Below are 17,954 nucleotides of genomic sequence, written 5' to 3'. Positions count from 1 at the left end.
CCTCCTGCCGAGCGATGTCGGTGCCGTCGCTCATGCGGCGACCTGCTCGGCGCTCTCAGCGGTGATGCCCTTGGTCGAGGCGATCACGGACTTCAGCTTCTTCTGGAGCGCCTCATAGAACATGCTCAGCGGAAACTCGTCCGGAAGCACGTCGTCCACGAGCTTACGCGGCGGCTGGGACAGATCCAGCGCGTCCGGGCCCTTCGCCCAGCGGGATGCGGGATGCGGAGCGAGATAGGTGGAGACCAGCTCGTACGCCTTGAACCAGTGGACCAGCTTGGGCCGGTCGATGCCCTCCCGGTACAGCGTCTCGATCTCGCCGCACAGCTGGTTGGTCACCTCGGGGGCGCGCCGCCAGTCGATGGTGAGCTTGTTGTCGGTCCAGCGGACGACGTCGTGCCGGTGCAGATAGGCGAAGAGCAGCTGACCGCCGAGACCGTCGTAGTTGCGCACCCGCTCACCGGTGACCGGGAAGCGGAACATCCGGTCGAAGAGCACCGCGTACTGGACGTCGCGGCCCTGCGGGAAGCCGTCGGCCTCCAGTCGCACGGCCTCCTTGAAGGCGGTGAGGTCGCAGCGCAGCTCCTCCAGTCCGTACATCCAGAACGGCTGACGCTGTTTGATCATGAACGGGTCGAACGGCAGGTCGCCATGGCTGTGGGTGCGGTCGTGGACCATGTCCCACAGCACAAAGGCCTGCTGGCAGCGCTCCTGGTCGTGGACCATGGCGAGGATGTCCTCGGGCAGCTCGAGACCGAGGGTGTCCACGGCGGCCGAGGTGACCCGACGGAAGCGGGCGGCCTCGCGGTCGCAGAAGATGCCGCCCCAGGTGAAGCGCGCGGGGGCCTCGCGCACGGCGACGGTCTCCGGGAAGAGAACGGCCGAGTTGGTGTCGTAGCCCGCGGTGAAGTCCTCGAAGGTGATGCCGCAGAACAGCGGGTTGTCGAAGCGGGTGGCCTCCAGCTCGGCCAGCCAGTCGGGCCACACCATGCGCAGGACGACCGCCTCGAGGTTGCGGTCCGGGTTGCCGTTCTGCGTGTACATCGGGAAGACGACCAGATGCTGGAGCCCGTCCCGGCGGTCCGCGGCGGGGTGGAAGGCCAGCAGCGACTCCAGGAAGTCGGGCACCCCGAAGCCCTCCACGGCCCATCGGCCCAGGTCACGGACGAGCGCCTGGTGGTAGGCGGCGTCGTGCGGCAGCAGCGGGGAGAGCTCCTGGACGGCGTCCGTCACCCGGCGGACGGCGAGCTCGGCCTCCGCACGGGTCGGGGCCCCCTCGGTGTCGAAGGCGATCGAGCCGTCCTTGTTCTGCCATGGCCGGATCTGTTCCACGGAACTCTTGAGAACGGGCCAAGCCGGATGCTCCACCACCCTGCCCTGCGAAGGAACCTGCCCCTCCGAACCCGTCTGCACAAGAATTTCCGTCATCGCTCGACCTCCACGGGAGAAACTCACGTAGACACACCGTATGTGTACGAGCTTTCACTCAGCAAGTAGGAGATCAGAAGATTGTCCTGCGTCACCCCGCGTTCACCGACCTTTTTCCTGTCGGGCACTGCGGACGCGAGGGGTTCCACGCTCATCGGGGGATGTCCTCCGGGGCACGGGACGGCGTGGTCCGGCCGATGGATTCCGGTCAGCGGACTCCGGCCGACGGTCCCCCGGCCGACGGTCAACACCCGTATGACGCGCCCACCCAGGGATGACACGCGGTTGGCGGTGCGGTCCCGATTTCAGGCGGCACCGGGCGCCCATTGCCTCACGCACGAGCGGGTCCGGGGCGAAGCCGGGCGATTAGGCTGCGGCCGTGCCGCGCCGTTCGAGGAGCGCCGCGCGGCAACCGAGCCGCCGTCGACGGAAGCGAGTTGAACCTTGAACTTCCTCACCATCGGTCATCGCGGAGTCATGGGTGTCGAGCCCGAGAACACGCTCCGGTCCTTTGTCGCCGCGGAGCGCGCGGGCCTCGACCTGATCGAACTCGATCTGCATCTCAGCAAGGACGGCGCTCTCGTGATCATGCACGACGCCGAGGTGGACCGTACGACCGACGGCACCGGGCCGATCGTCGAGAAGACCCTCGCCGAGCTGCGCGCGCTCGACGCGGGACGCGGTGAGCGGGTCCCGGTGTTCGACGAGGTCCTGGACGCGGTGAAGGCCCCGCTCCAGGCTGAGATCAAGGATGTGGCGGCGGCACGGGCGCTGGCCGAGGTGATGCGCCGCCGGGACCTGACCGGCCGGGTGGAGGTGTCCTCGTTCCACGACGAGGCCATCGTCGAGGTCGCCCGACTGGTACCGGGCGTGCGCACCGCGCTGATCGCCGGCCGCTACGGGACCGATGTGGTGGAACGCGCCGTCGAGGCCGGAGCCGGCACCGTCTGCCTCAACATCCGCCGGCTGACGCTGGAGGTCGTGGAACACGCGCGCAAGGCGGATCTGAGGATCCTCGGCTGGGTGGTGAACACCCAGGACCAGCTGCGACTGGTCCGCGCCCTGGAGCTGGACGGCGCGACCACCGACTATCCGGAGATCAAGCGCACCGGCCGGTTCACCGCCTGACCGGCCGGGCCCGCCGCGCGCCCCTCGCCCCGGGTGCGCCGCCGGGCCGCCGCGCGCAGGGGTCAGACCAACGGCTTGACCAGCAGCTCGAACTGCAGATCGTCGCGCTGCGGAATGCCGAAGCGCTCATCGCCGTACGGGAAGGGGGTCATCCGTCCCGTACGGCGGTAGCCGCGCCGCTCGTACCAGGCGATGAGGTCGTCCCGTACGGAGATCACGGTCATATGCATCTCGGAGACGCCCCAGGTCCGGCGGGCCATCCGCTCCGCCTCGGCGATGACCGCCTTGCCCAGCCCCGCGCCCTGGAGCGCGGGGCTCACCGCGAACATGCCGAAGTAGGCGTGTTCGCCGCGGTGTTCGAGCTGGCAGCAGGCGACGATCGTGCCGTCCCGCTCGACGGTCAGCAGCCTGCTGTCGGGCGACTTGACGACCTCCAGCACCCCCTCGGGATCGGTGCGCTGCCCCTCGAGAAGGTCCGCCTCCGTGGTCCAGCCGGTCCGGCTGGATTCGCCGCGGTACGCCGACTCGATCAGCGCGACCAGCGCATCGGCGTCGGCGTCGGTGGCGTCGCGAAAGGTCAGGCCGGTCGCGGCGGTGGCACTGTCCATGGGGTGAGTTCTCCGATTCGATGGCACGGCGTGGGCACCGACGAGGGTAGTGCCCATGCATGGTCCATATTCTGAGCAGCCGCACGCTGCTGCGTCCGACCGACCCGGAGCGCTCCCGTGCCTTCTACGGCGAGGGACTCGGGCTGCCGGTCTACCGGGAGTTCGGTACGGGGCCGGAGCGCGGGGTCGTGTACTTCCTCGGGGGTGGTTTCCTCGAGGTGGCGGGGCGCGGCGATGTCCCGCCCTCCCCCGCGCTGAAGCTCTGGTTGCAGGTACCGGACGTGACGGCCGCGCACCGGGAGCTGACCGCCGCCGGGATCGGGATCGTCCGCCCGCCGGTGAGGGAGCCCTGGGGCCTGATCGAGATGTGGATCGAGGATCCGGACGGTACCCAGATCGTGCTGGTGGAGGTCCCGGCCGACCACCCCCTGCGCTACCGGCCGGGGATCTGAGGCCGTCCGGTGAGGTGCGGCTCGCCCCGCCGGGGTTCTTCCGACGCGGGTCAGCCGCGGGCCGTGCCGAGCCGGCCTTCCAGCTGGATGAGCAGTTCGCCGAGCAGCGCGGCCAGTTCGTGCCGTCCGTCCTCGTCGAGCCCGGAGAGGGCGGACGCCTCGTAGGAGAGCTGTTCGGGCAGCACCCCGTCGACCAGGTCGCGGCCGGCCTCGGTGAGGCGGACATGGGCGACCCGGCGGTCGCGGGTGTCGCCGCGCCGCTCGACCAGGCCGCGCTCGCTCAGCTGTTTGAGGCGTTTGGTGACGGCGGCGCCGGAGGAGAAGGTCTCGCGGGCGATCTCGCCGGGTGTCAGTTCATGGTCCGCACGGCGCAGCGTGCCGAGGACGTCGAACTCCGGGCGGGTGAGCCCGACGCGGCGCAGCGGGGCGTCCTCGGCCTGTTGGAGCAGTGCGGCACAGCGGTTGACCCGGCCGATGATCTCCATGGGCCCGGTGTCGATGTCGGGGCGGACGGCCTGCCACTGCCGCACCACGGCGGCGACGATGTCACCCGCCGGTTCCCGTCCGGCCGGGCTGCTTCCCCCGGGGCGCGCCCCGGACCGCGGTCCGACGGCCGTGTCGCGCCCGGTGTTCCGGCCTTCCGCGCCGGCGCCCGTACCGCCGTCCGTGGCTCTCCGCCCGGTCGCACGGTTGTCCGTCATCGCCGTCCGTCCGTTCGCTGCCGTCCTGCCCGCCGTCATGCCCGTGCGCCTTCCGAGGTGTGCAGTCCCTGCCGTCGTACCGTCGCGGCGAGCGTACGATGCCCGGCCTGTTCGGCGCGCAGCACCCGCTCCTCCGGCAGGGCGCGCAGCCACCATTCGCCGGCCGCGGCGTCGGCGGCGGCGCGCAGGTCCACGACGGCGGCGGACAGACCACGGCGCGCGGCCTCCAGATCGCGCGGTGCGGGGTGCTCCGCGGCCACCACGGCGGCGGCGCGCTCCCGGGCCCGTTCCACGGCGCCGAGGGCGTGTTCGATGCGGTCTGAGGCGCGGCGGTTGGTGACCGCGATCGCGGCGGCGAAGCCGACCAGCGCTCCGATGAGGGTGTCAAGGACCCGGTCGGTGATCAGCTCTCCGGGTCGCTGATAGGTGGCGAACTCGGTGATGAGCAGCGCCATCGGGGTCACACAGACGCTGCCGAGCCAGTAGTTGCGGCTCATCAGTGCCTCGGCGCCGAAGCTGAAGGCGAGGCCGAAGAGCACGAGGGCCAACTGGTTCAGATGGGCGATCGGGGCGACGGCGGCGAAGAGCAGCACCCCGGCGATGTTGCCGACGACGCGCTGGACGCCTCGGCGCCAGGTGAGGGTGACATTGGCCTGGTAGAGCGCGGCGGCGGTGACCAGCGCCCAGTAGGGGCGGCCGACGCCGCAGGCGAGCGAGACATAGCCGGCGAGGGCACAGCCGAGTGCGGTGCGCAGGGTCAGGGGCGCGAGCGGGCCGAGCCGGTGGCGCAGCGGGCGTCGCGGGGAGTCGAGTTCGGCCTCCACGCCGAGGAGTTCCTCGGCTGCCTCGCCGAGGTCGTCCGGCTGCGGGACGGGGCCGGTGCCCCGCAGTGCGCGGGCCCAGACACGCAACTGCTGCGGATCGGTGTCGGCCGGTGCCGCGAGAGCGACCTCGGCCCGGACGACGAGTCGCTCCAGGGCGCGCCGGGGTGCGGAGCGGGCGCCGGTGGACAGCAGCGACTGCCAGGCGGTGTGGACGGCGGCCGCCGCGTCGGCCCGTGCGGTGGCGGTCCCGGTCGCGGTGTATGCGGCGGCGGCACTCAGGGCGTGGGCGGTGGCCCGGCGCTCCGGGCCGTGCGGCCGCAGGAGTCCAGGGGCCATGCCCACGATCCAGGACCAGGCACCCGCGGCGGCGGCCAGGGCGATATGGCCGGGGACCTGGCCGGTGGACTGCGGGACGAACAGGGAGGCGGAGGTGATGAAGGTGAAGATCACATTGCCCGGCGGTCCGATCCTGGTGGCGTCGCAGAGTGTCTTCTGCAGGGCCGCGAGCAGGGCGCCGACGGTCACCAGCACGATCGCATGCGTGGTGAGCGACGCGGTGAGCAGGGCGAGGGCGAGGCCGCCGACCATGCCGAGGACCACCAGGGCGAGCGCCCGGGCCCGGGCCGCATAGGGGCGGTTGTGGGCGTAGAGGGCGCAGAGCGAGCCCGCCATCGTGTACACGGCCAGGTCGAGACGGCCGAGCGCCAGCAGCGTCACATTCGGCGGGGCCGCCGCGACGACCACACTCAGCGCGGGCTTGAACCAGATGTCGGAGGGACTGCCGGGACGCAGGAGACCTGACAGGGGTAGCGGGCGCACACGGGAGGTTCTGGGGGTCTCACTGCTCATACCCATGAGCTTAGCAGGTGTTTTACTCGTAAATCATTCCCTCGTCGCCACCCCGGCCTGCGTCGCGCCCCTCGCGCTCCCCCGAGTACCCCTGTGCGCTCGCGTGCGCACCGTCCGTGACGGGCATGCCCCTGCGAGGGAGACCGTCGAGCGGGGGAGGTGCGCGGTGCACGGTCCTGCTTCACTCGGCTGGCTGCTCGTCGCGCTGTGCGCGGTGACCGGTGCCTACTGTCTGCTCCGCATGCGCAGCGCCGTCGAGGAACAGCGCCGGGCCGCGGGCGGCGAGGCACTGATGGGCTTCGGCATGGCGGTGATGGCCGTGCCTGCGGCGGTCGCCGTGCCCCCGTCCTGGGCCTGGACCGCCTGTGCGGCGGTCTTCGGCGCTGCGGCCCTGCGGGCGCTGTGGGCGGCCCGCACCGATGCACATCATCTGCACCATCTGGCGGAGACCTCCGCGATGGTCTATATGGCGGTGACGATGGGGGCCTCCGGCGGGCACCACGCCCACGGCGGTGGCGTGCCGGCGCTCACGGCGGTGTTCCTGCTCTACTTCGCGGGCTATGCGCTGCTCTCCGGCGTCCGGCTGGTGCCGGTCGCGGCGGTGAGCCCGGGCGGAAGCGTGCGCACCGTCGGCTGGGGCGACCGGCCGGAACTGGCACGGGCCTGCCGGCTGTCGATGGCGATAGCGATGCTGGCGATGCTCATGACGCTCTGACGGGGTGTCGCACCGGAGTGCGTCGCTCTCTACGGCCGACGCCGGACTCAATCGTGGCGTACGTCACTTTGCCGCGACGGGAGGTATCCGGGCGGCGCCCTGCTCATAGGCTTCGCCTCATGATGGTCCCCGCGGCACTGTTGCTGCTCGGCGGTTTGACCGCCCTTCTCGCCCCGCGGCTGCTGGCCCGGGCGGACTGGCCGGACCGGGAACCGGTGGTCGCCCTGTGGGTGTGGCAATGCGTGGTGATGGCCGTACTGGTGTGCTGCGTCCTGTCGATGGCGCTGAGCGCCGCCGCGGCCTGGACGGCCGTGCGAGGTCATCTCTTCGCCCCCGCGCCGCACTCGGTCGTGGACGCCTACGCTCTGGGCACCGGCGCCCAGTGGGCCGCGACCACCGCGGTGGCCCTGGCGTGCGGCGGGGCGTGGACCGCGGCGATGCTGGTCCGGGAGATCGCCGGGGCGCGGGTGCGCCGCCGCCACCGCCGTGCCGAACTGCGCCTGCGGGCCCCGCTGTTGCCCGGCGAGAGGGCCGACAGCGAACGACTGGTGGTCCTGGAGGGCGAGCGCCCGGACGCCTGGTGGCTGCCCGGCGCCCCTCCCCAACTGGTCATCACCACAGCGGCGTTGCGCCGACTGAAGGGCAAGCAGCTGGACGCGGTGCTGGCCCATGAGCAGGGGCACGCACGGGCCCGGCACGACTGGCTGCTGCACTCCTCCGCCGCGCTGGCCAACGGTTTTCCGCAGGTGCCGGTCTTCGCGGCGTTCCGTGACGAGATGCACCGGCTGGTCGAACTCGCCGCGGACGACATGGCCTCGCGCCGTCACGGCCGCCTCACCACCGCGCTGGCGCTGGTGGAACTCAACGAGGACCGGGGGGTGTTCGGGCCCTGCCCCACTCCGCAGGCCCATCTTCCGCAGCGCGTCGACCGTCTTCTGACTCCCCCGGACCGGCTGCCCCCGGCACACCGACTGCGGCTGACGGCGACCGCGGCACTGGTCCCGGTGCTTCCCGTACTGGTGGCATTGACCCCGGGGCTGCGGGCTCTGGGTTAGCACCGGACGCCTGCACCGGGCACCTCATGGGGGCGTCCCGGTTCCTCAGCCCTTGTAGTCCTCGACCTGGGCGGCGGGGCGGACGCGCGCCTCGTTCGGGTTCTCGCCGAACTCGGCCTTCGCGCGGCGCTGACGCAGCAGATCCCAGCACTGGTCCAACGCGCGTTCGAGCTCGGCGAGCCGTTCCTGTTCCGTCGCACTGTCGATCCGGCCGGAGGACAACGCGTCCCGCAGACCGCGCTCCTCGTCCACCATGGCCGCGATCCTGGCCATGATCTGCTCTTCAGCCATGTGCGTCACGCCTCCTCGGGGAATGGAGCCCCCACCAGCGACGGTACAGCGGTCCTACCGCTCAGGGCTGTGGATCACGGTCCTGAGCGGTAGGACCGGCATCCGTCCTGGACCATCCCCCGTGTGGCCCAGGACGGACCCCACCCCGGAACCGACCCATGGGAAACGGGTCCGAGACGCCCCGAGTATAGTTGGCTGGCAGCCAGTCAACACAGGAGTCCAGCATGACGCCGCGCAGCGCCTCGGTCAACGAAGAACTGCGGCGGCGGTCCCGTGAGCGGCTGCTGCAGGCGGCGCTCGAACTGGTCGGCGAGCGCGGCTATGACGCCACGACCCTCGGCGACATCGCGGATCGGGCCGGCTCCGCCCGGGGCCTGGTCTCGTACTACTTCCCCGGCAAGCGGCAGCTCCTCCAGTCGGCCGTGCACCGGCTGATGCACCGCACTCTGGAGGAGGCGCTGGAGCGGGAGCCGCACACCGAGGACGGCCGGGAGCGGCTGGCCCGGGCGATCGACGCCGTCCTGGGGCTGACCGTCCACCACCGGGTGCTCATGCGCGAGCACATGGCGGGGATCCTCCAGGCGGAGGGGTTCGTGCAGTGCCCCGAACAGCAGCGGCTGGCCGAACTGCTGCGGGACACGGTCGCGCGGCGCGGTTCGAAGGACATCGACACCGACTACCCGATGCTGCGGGCCCTGTTGATGGGCGCGGTCTACGCCGCACTGGTCCCGGGCGCCCCGATGTCGCTGCCCGTGCTGCGGGAGGAGCTGTTCGAACGGTACGGCCTCGACGAGGAGATGGGCACACCGCCGGACCCCGAGGGGGCCGAGGAGGCGTACGACCCGGATCTGTCGCGGTTCTTCGCCCCCCAGGACCGCACCCCGAAGAGGCCGGCCGACCGGAAGTGACCGACCGGAAGTGACCGACCGGATCTGAGTCGACCTCAGGCAAGGCATCTGCTCAGCAACGGGTGTGACGAGGCGTCAGGAATCCGGCCTCCCGCGCGCCGGCGATCAGTTTCAGCGCTCTGCGGCGGCTGCGTCCCGTCGCACACATCACCGCATACACCGGATCGTCATTCTCCTTCTGGGCCGCGAGATACTCCTCGGCGACCAGTCGCAGCCCCTCGATGCCACGGGGCCATGGGGGCCGGTCGCCCGTCACGGGCGCCTCGGCGGGCTCGCGGGCGGGGCCGGGTTCCATGGCACACGCCCGGAACAGCGGTTCCTCGATCCAGTCGGCGAGCACCGCGAGGTCGTCCAGCGACAGCGGCGGCTGGGCCCGCACCTCCTCGATCGCCACACAGTCGTCGGCCACCACCGCGAGGACCTCGATCCGGCCCCCTTCGGGCAGATCGAGCCGGGCGGTGAACCATCTGGTGACGTTTCCGTGCTCCCGCACTTCCCATGCGGGCCGGACGGACACCGCCCCATCCGATCGAAAATGATCAGAAAAATCCTCAAAGGACACTTCGAGCACACACGTAACGTAAGCGATTGATCACATACCATGCGAAAGCCACGCACGGCAGGAGCGCGCACCGCACCCCGTCGGCCCAGCGCCGCACCCGCACGCCCTCCCTTCACACCGTGCGCGGTGCAATGCTGGAGCCACCAGCGAATCTCCTCAACGAGGGAGTTCCGCCGTGCTGCATATCGCCGTCGTCGGCTCCGGGCCCAGCGGGGTCTACACCGCTCAGAGCCTTGTGGAGCAGGATCCAGAGGTACGCGTCGACGTCCTCGACCGTCTGCCGTGCCCGTACGGTCTCGTGCGGTACGGCGTGGCACCCGACCACGAGAAGATCAAGTCGCTGCAGAACAATCTGCGCGCGGTCATGGAACACGAGCGGATCCGGTTCCTCGGCGGCGTCGAGGTGGGCGCGGACGGGGTGTCACCGGCCCGGCTGCGCGAGCTGTACCACGCGGTGGTCTACTGCGTGGGTGCCGCGACCGACCGGCACCTCGGCATCCCCGGCGAGGAACTGCCCGGCAGCTGGTCGGCGACCGAGTTCGTGTCCTGGTACAGCGCGCACCCGGACTCCGTGGCCCACGGCTTTGTGCACGGCGCCCGCACGGCCGTGGTGATCGGCGTCGGAAACGTCGCGGTCGACGTGACCCGGATGCTGGCGCGCGAAGCGGCGGAGCTGAGCCCCACCGACATGCCGCAGGGGGCGCTCGCCGCACTGGCCGACAGCAAGATCACCGAGATTCAGATGGTGGGGCGGCGCGGCCCCTCGCAGGCCCGTTTCACCACCAAGGAGCTGCGCGAACTCGGCGCGCTGCCGGACACCGAGGTGGTCGTGGACGAGGCGGAGGCGGCGCTCGATCCGGCCTACGTCGACCCCTCCGGGCTGCCGGCCGTCCAGCGCCGCAATGTCGAGGTGCTGCGCGGCTGGGCCGCCGCACCGCCACGGCGCGCCCCGCGCCGGATCAGGCTCCGCTTCTTTCTGCGCCCGGTCGAACTCCTCGCCGAGGGCGGCCGGGTGGGCGCGGTGCGGTTCGAACGGACGGTCCCCGACGGACAGGGCGGGGTCACGGGCACCGGGCGGTACGAGGACATCGAGGCACAGGTGGTACTGCGCTCGGTCGGCTATCGCGGAGTGCCGCTGACCGGACTGCCGTTCGACGCGGCAAGCGGCACCGTGCCGCATCGGGCGGGGCGGGTGCTGCGCGACGGGGCCGTCGCTCCGGGCGAGTATGTGGCCGGGTGGATCAAGCGGGGCCCGACGGGCGTCATCGGCACGAACCGGCCGTGCGCCAAGGAGACGGCGGCCTCACTGCTGGAGGACGCGCCCTCGCTCGTGGCACGCGCCGTTCCCGGCGATCCGCTCGCGGCCCTGAGGGCGGACGGGGTGGCGCCCGTCGAATGGGCGGGGTGGCAGTCGATCGAACGGGCCGAGGCGGAACTGGGGGCGTCGCTCGGCCGAGGGGTGGTCAAGCTGCCGGACTGGCAGTCCCTCCGGGCCGCCGCGAGCGACCACGCACCGTAGGCTCAGTCCCGGCAGGGCCCCGCACCCGGTCGCTCCGGGCTCCGACGGGAACGTCATACCGGATTGTCGGCACTGCTCCCCAACGAGGTAGCTTTACCCCTAGGGGTATTTCCTGAAGGAGTGGACCGTGGACCTGGACCTTGCGGGCGCCGAGCTACGAGCCGTGCTGAACCGACTGCGTCGGGCGCAGGGCCAGATATCCGGGGTGATCCGGATGATCGAGGAGGGCCGAGACTGCGAGGACGTCGTCACTCAGCTCGCCGCCGCGTCCCGCGCCCTCGACCGGGCGGGCTTCGCGATCATCGCGACCGGCCTGCAGCAGTGCCTGATCGACGGCGAGGGCGAGCTCAAGTCGCCCGAGGACCGCGAGCAGATGCGGGCCCGGCTGGAAAAGCTGTTCCTGTCGCTGGCATAGACGGGCGCCGTGGCCGCGGCGCCACCGGTGTGAAGCACCCGGCCGCACCCCGCACGGCCGTCACACCCGGTCGGCAGGCGGGACGCACACCCCTCGCGGCCGCCCGAGGGCCGCGTCCGTGCGCTGCGGTGGTAGAACGCACGGACGCGGTGCGGCACGGCGCGGGCCAGCGCTCTCGAGTGCCGCGGGAGGGGGCCGGCAGACGCACCCGCCCCCTGATGAGCACGCCCGAACCGCGTGGCGGACATGCCCAGTCCTGTGTGCCGGGCCCTCTTCCCGGTCGCGGTACGAGCGGATGGGCGTGACTGCCCCGGAGGCCCGGCTCGATGCGACCGGCGCGAAGACGCCGTCCCGACGAGGATCGTGCCTCCGCACCCTTCGGTGCACGGGGCCCAACGGCCCCAGTCCGGGGGCCGAAGGTCCCTCAGGGGGAGCGGTCGGAGCGGGAGGCGGCGAGCTCGAGCGGGAGTCGACGTACGGTCAAAAGCGTTCATGCCGTGGCCTTTTCCTCAACCACGCGGTCGTTCCCGGTCCCGGATGGGCCACCGGTTGATCGTCGCCATACGACCGGCAGTAGGGTGACGCCCGTGGCACCACGACCGTTGCATGAGATCGTCGAACCCGGCTGGGCGAAGGCCCTCGAGCCCGTGGCCGGAAGAGTCGCCGAGATGGGGGACTTCCTGCGTGCGGAGATCACCGCCGGGCGCACCTACCTCCCGGCGGGACCGAACGTCCTACGGGCCTTCCAGCAGCCCTTCGACGAGGTCCGCGTCCTGATCGTCGGCCAGGACCCCTATCCCACACCGGGGCACGCGGTGGGGCTGTCGTTCTCGGTCGCCCCGGAGGTACGACCGCTGCCGGGCAGTCTGATCAACATCTTCCGGGAGCTGAACACCGATCTGGGCCTGCCCCAGCCGTCCAACGGCGACCTCACTCCCTGGACCCAGCAGGGCGTGCTGTTGCTCAACAGAGCGCTCACCACGGCCCCGCGCCGTCCTGCGGCACACCGCGGCAAGGGCTGGGAGGAGGTCACCGAGCAGGCCATAAGGGCCCTGGCCGCGCGCGGAAAGCCGCTGGTGTCCATCCTGTGGGGGCGTGACGCCCGCAATCTGCGGCCGTTGCTCGGCGAGTTGCCGTCGGTCGAGTCGGCGCACCCGTCCCCGATGTCCGCGGACCGGGGCTTCTTCGGCTCACGTCCGTTCAGCCGGGCCAACGACCTGCTGATCAGACAGGGCGCACAGCCGGTGGACTGGCGTCTGCCGTGACCCCGCAGGGCTCCCCGGACATGCCCACGGCGGGCGGGCGGGGCCCCGTGCCCGAAGCCGTGCTCGCCGTGGACTCCGGGGGGTCCGGTCTACGGGTCGCCCTGGTCCCGCTCGGCGGTCCGGCCTCCGCGTCCGCCCCGCTCGCCTCGGGGGAGCCGGTCCGTACGGGGGCCCGCGGTATCGACGCGGGGCATCTGCTGGAGCAACTTCTGCCGATGGCACGGCGGTTGCTAATGAACGCGGGCGGAGCCACGGTGCCAACCATCGCGATCGGGGCGGCCGGCATGGCCACCCTGGGCGACGATCTGCGGGCCACGCTCCCCCGGGCGCTGGCCCATGAGCTCGGTGTCCGCAGGATCGCGCTGGCCGCGGACGCCGTGACCGCCTACGCCGGCGCGCTCGGGGAGCGCCCGGGTGCGGTGATCGCGGCCGGCACCGGGGTGATCGCGCTGGGCACGGACCTGGGGAGCTGGCACCGGGCGGACGGCTGGGGGCATCTGCTGGGCGACTGCGGCAGCGGTGCCTGGATCGGACGTGCCGGTCTCGAGGCGGCGCTGCGTGCCCATGACGGCCGGCCCGGGGGCTCGGAGAGTCTGCTGGCGCGGGCGGAGGCGGTGTTCGGCCCGGCCGACGCGCTGCCCGGCGCGCTGTATCCGCGTACCGACCGGCCCGCGGTGCTGGCCTCCTTCGCGCCCGAGGTCGCCTCCTGCTCCGCCGACGACCCGGTGGCGGCCGGCATCCTGGCTGCCGCGGCCCGGCATCTGGCCGAGTCGGCGGCCACCGTGTGCCCTGCCACGGACGAGCCCCTGGTCGCCCTCACCGGGGGCCTGTTCCATCTGGGTGAGCCCCTTCTCGGTCCGCTGCGGGAGGAGTTGACGCGGTGCCTCCCCCGGGCGCGCCGGGTCCCCGCACAGGGCAATCCGCTGGATGGTGCCGTACGCATCGCACTGGCTCTCGCCGCCGATGATCTCAAACTACCCTGCGACGGACGGATGCTGCATCTCGCGACCGACGGGGGCGGCTGACTACCCTTGTCGGGAGAAGGGACTTGATGTCGGCGCACGACGGAAAAGTCAGACCGTATCGATCACTTCTCATCCGCACGTAACCCATCAGACAAAACCGGACGGAAACCGCTCACCTGCACCCTCCCCGAACAGGAGGTCCCACAAAGTGAGTAGCATGCGGCGCCATGAGCTCCCCCACTGGGCCGGCATCCGGCCTGCCTGTACGAATGCCGAGACCGCGTCAGCCCGGGCGACACCGTCGCCCGGAACCTTTGGCGGCTCCCGAGGGCGCGCCCGCACTCGTCCTCGTGGTGCCGGGCACTCCCAGCGCCGACACGCGCAGCCTGGCCGAGGAGGTCGTGAGCATCGCGCGTTCCGAGCTGCCCGGCCTCGATGCCCGGATCGCCTATCTGGACGGGGACGACTCCGAGTTCCCCACGCTGCAGTCGGTCCTCGCGCACACCTCCGAGGAGCGCACCGCCCGCTATGAGCAGGCCGTCGCCGCCGGTACGGAGGCCAAGGAGCCCGAGGGTCCCGCCGCCGTGGTGGTACCGCTGCTGGCAGGGCCGGACAGCGCGCTGCTGCGCCGGATCCGCCAGGCCGTCATGGACAGCCGTGTCGCGGCCGAGCTGACCGATGTGCTCGGCCCGCACCCGCTGCTCGCCGAGGCGCTGCACGTACGCCTGTCCGAGGCCGGTCTGGCCCGTGCCGACCGCGCCCGCCTGTTCACCGTGGCCACCGCCGCGGACGGCATCATCCTCGCCTCCGTGGGAGGCGACGAGGCCGTTCAGGCTGCCGGGATCACGGGCATGCTGCTGGCCGCCCGGCTGGCCGTGCCGGTGATCGCGGCCGCGCTGGACCAGGAGGGCTCGATCGCGAACGTCGCCGAGGAGCTGCGCTCCTCGGGTTCGCAGCAGCTGGCGCTCGCGCCGTATCTGATCGGCCCCGAGCTGGAGGCCGGGCTGCTGGACGCCGCCGCCGAGGAGGCGGACTGTGCCGTCGCCGAGGCGCTCGGCCCGTACCCGGCCATCGGCAAGCTGGCGCTGGCCAAGTACATGACGGCGCTGGGGATCGCCCCGCAGCAGCCGCAGGGCACGCCGGCCCACTGAGCCCCGCAGTACCGCATCCGTACGACCAAGGGCCCGCTCCTCTCCGGGAGCGGGCCCTTCGCCTTCACCCGGCACAGCCCGAGGTGCAGAGAGCCACGTACGCGTCGGGAGACACCCCCGCACGCCGGAAGGACCGTACCCACCGAAGCGCTACGGATCCGGAGCCCCCGTGCACGGTCCGGCCGGAAGCCGCCACAGGACGTCTCCGGGCCTCTCCGGCCCTCCGCGCCTTCCCCCTAGCCGAGGACGACGCAGGAGGCCGCCGGTGCCTCCACCGAGCCGCTCCGCCTCGGCACGCCCGTCCCCGGGTCCACGGCGAACCAGGTCACGTCCCCGGAGCGCTCGTTGGCGACGTACAGAAACCCCTGCGCCAGGGTGATCGCGCGCGGCCAGACACCCCCGCACGGCACCGTGGCCACCCGTCGGAGCTCCTCCCCCTCGACCGCGAACGCGGAGAGCACATCCGGCCCGCGTGTGGCCGCCCACACGAAGCGTCCGTCGGGCGAGGCGACGATCCCCGACGGATAGGCCTCGTCCTCGGGACCGTCCGGCAGCACTGGCGTCTCGTCCACCGGTTCCAGCAGGCCGGCCGTGCCGTCCCAGCGGCAGACGGTGACGGTCGGGGTCAGCTCGTTGAGGACGTACGCGCGGTCACCGTCCGGGTGGAAGGCCAGATGGCGCGGCCCCGACCCGGGGCGCAGCGCGGTCTCGCGGTGCACGATGAGGGCGCCGCCCTCCAGCGCGCACACCCGGACGGAGTCCGTGCCCAGGTCGACGCTGACGATCCACCGGCCGCCGGGGTCGGGCTGCACCTGATGGGCGTGCGGGGACCCCTGCCGCTCGGGGACCGGGCCCGAGCCCCGGTGCCGGAGCACGGCGGGCGGGCCGTCCACGAGGGTGCCGTCGTCGTGCAGCGGCACGGCGGTGACGCTGCCCGAACCGTAGTTGGCGGTCAGGACATGACCGGCGTGCAGGCTCAGATGCGTGGGCCCGCTGCCGCCGACGGGGACGGGCGGGCCGGTGAGCACCGGCCGGTCGCCGTCAAGGCGGTATGCGGCGACCGCGCCGTGGTCCGTCTCGCTGACGGCGTACAGCATGTCCCCGGACAGTGCGAGATACGACGGGTCGGGCTCCTCGTCCACGGCGGCCAGCACGCTCAGCGCTCCGCCGTCCGGGTCCACGGCCGCCGTGAGAACGCCGCGCCCTCCCGCCGTCGTGAACGAGCCGATGTACGCCCGCTGTCCCCGCCCGCCGCCGCTCGCCACTGCCGTCCCCTCTCGCCGACCTCTGCCGGGACGACGGTAACAGCAGGTCTGAACCACGAAGGGGGTTCTGTTCGAAGGGAGTTCGAGGGGAATTCGACGGGGCGCCCGGAGACGTCCCGCCTGCCGCCGTGGTCAGGCCCGGGACGGCGACGAGCCGCTCAGGGGCGCGGCCAGTGCCAGCAGGGCGTGCTCCAGACCGTGCAGATGGCCGAGGGCCTGCTCGGCGCCCGGGTGGTGGCCGGGGGCGCTTGCGCGGGCCGTGAGGGCGCGCTCGGGCACCGCGCCGAGCAGGGCCTCCAGCGCGGTCTCGACGCGTCGGCACGCGGCGGTCAGCCGGGCATCGTGCGAGGCGTCCTGGTCGGCGGCGACGGCGGCGAGGCCACGCGTCCGCAGGGCGCACTCGTCGAGCAGGGCCAGCACCCGGCGGGCACGCTCCTTGCGGACCCGCAGCGGGTTCAGCGGGTGCACCAGCGGCGCGAGCGCCAGGCGTACCCGGCCCAGCAGCGCCTCCAGCTCCGTCACCGGGAGCGCGGGGTCCGCCCCGGTGTCGCCCGCGAGCCGCCGGGTCGCCACGGCGGTGCAGTCGTGCACGGCGTGCAGGGCCCGGCGCACCCACTGGTCGGTGACCGCATGGGTGGTGATCGGCAGCACGAGGGTCACGGCCAGCGTGGCTCCCAGCGCACCGATGCCCGTCTCGACGACGCGCAGGCCGAGCAGCCCCGGGTGCAGGACGCCCAGGAGCCCGTACAGCAGGCCCGCCATGACGGTGACGAAGAACATCATCCAGCTGTACGAGGGAGCCGCCGTGTAGAAGATCCCGAACACACAGACCGCGATCAGCGCGGCCGTGGGCGCGGGGGCGCCGTGCAGCGGAACGGCGATCAGAAGTCCGGCGACGATGCCGGTCACCGTGCCGAGGAGGCGCCGGAAGCCGCGGACCAGCGTCTCGCCGCGCGAGGCGGTGTTCACAAAGATCCACCAGGCGGTGCCGACGGCCCAGTACCAGCGGTCGTGCGACGCCACCTGGCCGACGGCGACCGCGAAGGCGCAGGCGGCCGTCACCTGGAAGGCCTGACGGGTGGCGGGCCGGGCCAGGCCACGTCCGCCGAGCGGGGCGGGAGCGGCGGGCGACGGCGTACGGCGCTCGACGCACCACAGGCCGAACCGCACCGTCGACGCGGCGGCGAGCGACAGCGCGACGGACGCGAACAGTTCCGGCATCCGGTCCGCGGTGGCGTGCAGGAACTGGGCGGTGAAGAACATCATGAACGCGAACACACCCAGCGCATGGCCCCGCGGACCCCAGCGCCGGGCGTATACGCCGGCGAAGACCACCGCGAGCCAGGCCGTGTCCCGCACGGCCGGCAGCTCGTGCACCGTGGTCGCGAGCGCCAGCACCGGCAGACCGGCCACGGGCAGCAGCGCGGTGGTGAGCGCCTGACCGCGCACGGTCCGGTCGGCGACCGTGAACAGCGCGAGTAGGGCCGCGAGCCCGCCCGTGATCGAGGCGGGCAGGGAGAGCCCGGCCGTCTCGCACAGGGCCACGGCCAGGCCGATGCCGAGGACCGCGCGCAAGGAGGTCCGCAGCCGGAACAGCCCCGGGTCAGGAGCCGTGAACATCTTTTTCACCGTCGGGAAGTCCGCCCCCACTACATGGCGGCACGCCTCCATGGCGGCACGCCTTCAGGAACATGGAAATGGCGCCGCGGGCACGGATTCCGGCTCCTTCACCGGGCCTGCGCTGCGCGGCGCCATTGATGGACACAAGGAAAACATCAGCGGGGCAATGGCTCAAGTCGTGCTCGATCCACTGGGCCATTGGTACAGTCGGGGAAGATCGACTCAAGAGGCAG

General features: G+C 72.2%; 18 protein-coding genes. 10 read left to right on the top strand and 8 right to left on the bottom strand.

Going from position 1 to position 17,954, the window contains the following annotated elements:
* Positions 1 to 30: 30 nt before the first annotated feature.
* The gene (locus CP978_RS31360; protein WP_043446510.1) at positions 31 to 1,428 is read right to left on the bottom strand and encodes a DUF6421 family protein; all 1,398 of its coding nucleotides are present in this window, start codon (positions 1,426 to 1,428) and stop codon (positions 31 to 33) included.
* A 444-nt stretch (positions 1,429 to 1,872) separates the two neighbouring features.
* On the opposite strand from CP978_RS31360, the gene CP978_RS31355 reads away from it, so the two are divergent.
* Entirely contained in the window at positions 1,873 to 2,556 is a 684-nt protein-coding gene (locus tag CP978_RS31355; RefSeq protein WP_043446509.1) for a glycerophosphodiester phosphodiesterase, read from the top strand.
* Positions 2,557 to 2,618: 62 nt separating this feature from the next.
* Here the strand turns inward: CP978_RS31355 and CP978_RS31350 are convergent, their stop codons facing one another.
* Positions 2,619 to 3,164 (bottom strand): GNAT family N-acetyltransferase, encoded by a 546-nt coding sequence (locus CP978_RS31350; protein ID WP_043446507.1) that lies wholly within the window; start codon positions 3,162 to 3,164, stop codon positions 2,619 to 2,621.
* Between the two features lie 59 nt (positions 3,165 to 3,223).
* Between CP978_RS31350 and CP978_RS31345 the strand changes: the two genes are divergently transcribed.
* Entirely contained in the window at positions 3,224 to 3,616 is a 393-nt protein-coding gene (locus CP978_RS31345) for a VOC family protein (protein WP_043446506.1), read from the top strand.
* 50 nt (positions 3,617 to 3,666) lie between these two features.
* On the opposite strand, the gene CP978_RS31340 is transcribed toward CP978_RS31345, so the two are convergent.
* Together CP978_RS31340 and CP978_RS31335 are read right to left on the bottom strand one after the other, a co-directional pair.
* Positions 3,667 to 4,317 carry a MarR family winged helix-turn-helix transcriptional regulator gene (locus tag CP978_RS31340; RefSeq protein ID WP_043446504.1) on the bottom strand — a complete coding sequence of 217 codons (651 nt, stop codon included), beginning with the start codon at positions 4,315 to 4,317 and terminating at the stop codon, positions 3,667 to 3,669.
* 35 nt (positions 4,318 to 4,352) lie between these two features.
* Positions 4,353 to 5,990, bottom strand: coding sequence for an FUSC family protein (locus CP978_RS31335; RefSeq protein WP_043446501.1), 1,638 nt, complete (start codon positions 5,988 to 5,990; stop codon positions 4,353 to 4,355).
* 166 nt (positions 5,991 to 6,156) lie between these two features.
* Between CP978_RS31335 and CP978_RS31330 the strand changes: the two genes are divergently transcribed.
* On the top strand, positions 6,157 to 6,705 hold the full coding sequence (locus CP978_RS31330) for a DUF5134 domain-containing protein (RefSeq protein WP_043446498.1): 549 nt from the start codon (positions 6,157 to 6,159) through the stop codon (positions 6,703 to 6,705).
* A 119-nt stretch (positions 6,706 to 6,824) separates the two neighbouring features.
* Positions 6,825 to 7,760, top strand: a complete 936-nt coding sequence (locus CP978_RS31325; RefSeq protein WP_043446494.1) for a M56 family metallopeptidase — start codon at positions 6,825 to 6,827, stop codon at positions 7,758 to 7,760.
* Positions 7,761 to 7,805: 45 nt separating this feature from the next.
* Here the strand turns inward: CP978_RS31325 and CP978_RS31320 are convergent, their stop codons facing one another.
* Positions 7,806 to 8,051, bottom strand: a complete 246-nt coding sequence (locus tag CP978_RS31320; protein ID WP_043446492.1) for a DUF2630 family protein — start codon at positions 8,049 to 8,051, stop codon at positions 7,806 to 7,808.
* A gap of 224 nt (positions 8,052 to 8,275) precedes the next feature.
* Between CP978_RS31320 and CP978_RS31315 the strand changes: the two genes are divergently transcribed.
* Positions 8,276 to 8,959 carry a TetR/AcrR family transcriptional regulator gene (locus tag CP978_RS31315; protein WP_043446490.1) on the top strand — a complete coding sequence of 228 codons (684 nt, stop codon included), beginning with the start codon at positions 8,276 to 8,278 and terminating at the stop codon, positions 8,957 to 8,959.
* Between the two features lie 52 nt (positions 8,960 to 9,011).
* On the opposite strand, the gene CP978_RS31310 is transcribed toward CP978_RS31315, so the two are convergent.
* On the bottom strand, positions 9,012 to 9,476 hold the full coding sequence (locus tag CP978_RS31310) for a DUF6214 family protein (RefSeq protein ID WP_043446487.1): 465 nt from the start codon (positions 9,474 to 9,476) through the stop codon (positions 9,012 to 9,014).
* A 220-nt stretch (positions 9,477 to 9,696) separates the two neighbouring features.
* Here CP978_RS31310 and CP978_RS31305 point away from each other — a divergent pair, with 220 nt between their 5' ends.
* From CP978_RS31305 to CP978_RS31285, 5 genes are all read left to right on the top strand, one after another.
* Positions 9,697 to 11,040 carry an FAD-dependent oxidoreductase gene (locus CP978_RS31305; protein ID WP_043446485.1) on the top strand — a complete coding sequence of 448 codons (1,344 nt, stop codon included), beginning with the start codon at positions 9,697 to 9,699 and terminating at the stop codon, positions 11,038 to 11,040.
* Between the two features lie 127 nt (positions 11,041 to 11,167).
* Positions 11,168 to 11,455, top strand: a complete 288-nt coding sequence (locus CP978_RS31300) for a metal-sensitive transcriptional regulator (protein WP_043446481.1) — start codon at positions 11,168 to 11,170, stop codon at positions 11,453 to 11,455.
* Positions 11,456 to 12,042: 587 nt separating this feature from the next.
* Positions 12,043 to 12,720, top strand: coding sequence for a uracil-DNA glycosylase (locus tag CP978_RS31295; protein WP_043446478.1), 678 nt, complete (start codon positions 12,043 to 12,045; stop codon positions 12,718 to 12,720).
* 20 nt (positions 12,721 to 12,740) lie between these two features.
* Positions 12,741 to 13,745, top strand: a complete 1,005-nt coding sequence (locus tag CP978_RS31290) for an N-acetylglucosamine kinase (RefSeq protein ID WP_052454650.1) — start codon at positions 12,741 to 12,743, stop codon at positions 13,743 to 13,745.
* Positions 13,746 to 13,912: 167 nt separating this feature from the next.
* The gene (locus CP978_RS31285) at positions 13,913 to 14,836 is read left to right on the top strand and encodes a sirohydrochlorin chelatase (RefSeq protein WP_107070476.1); all 924 of its coding nucleotides are present in this window, start codon (positions 13,913 to 13,915) and stop codon (positions 14,834 to 14,836) included.
* Between the two features lie 236 nt (positions 14,837 to 15,072).
* On the opposite strand, the gene CP978_RS31280 is transcribed toward CP978_RS31285, so the two are convergent.
* Positions 15,073 to 16,101, bottom strand: a complete 1,029-nt coding sequence (locus tag CP978_RS31280) for a lactonase family protein (RefSeq protein ID WP_043446472.1) — start codon at positions 16,099 to 16,101, stop codon at positions 15,073 to 15,075.
* 132 nt (positions 16,102 to 16,233) lie between these two features.
* On the bottom strand, positions 16,234 to 17,721 hold the full coding sequence (locus tag CP978_RS31275; RefSeq protein ID WP_043449979.1) for an FUSC family protein: 1,488 nt from the start codon (positions 17,719 to 17,721) through the stop codon (positions 16,234 to 16,236).
* Between the last annotated feature and the right edge of the window lie 233 nt (positions 17,722 to 17,954).

The sequence above is a fragment of the Streptomyces nodosus genome, assembly GCF_008704995.1.
In the GTDB taxonomy this organism is placed as follows: Bacteria; Actinomycetota; Actinomycetes; order Streptomycetales; family Streptomycetaceae; genus Streptomyces; species Streptomyces nodosus.
The sequence above is the reverse complement of the archived record's forward strand: the minus strand, read 5'-3'. Positions and strand labels throughout refer to the sequence as shown.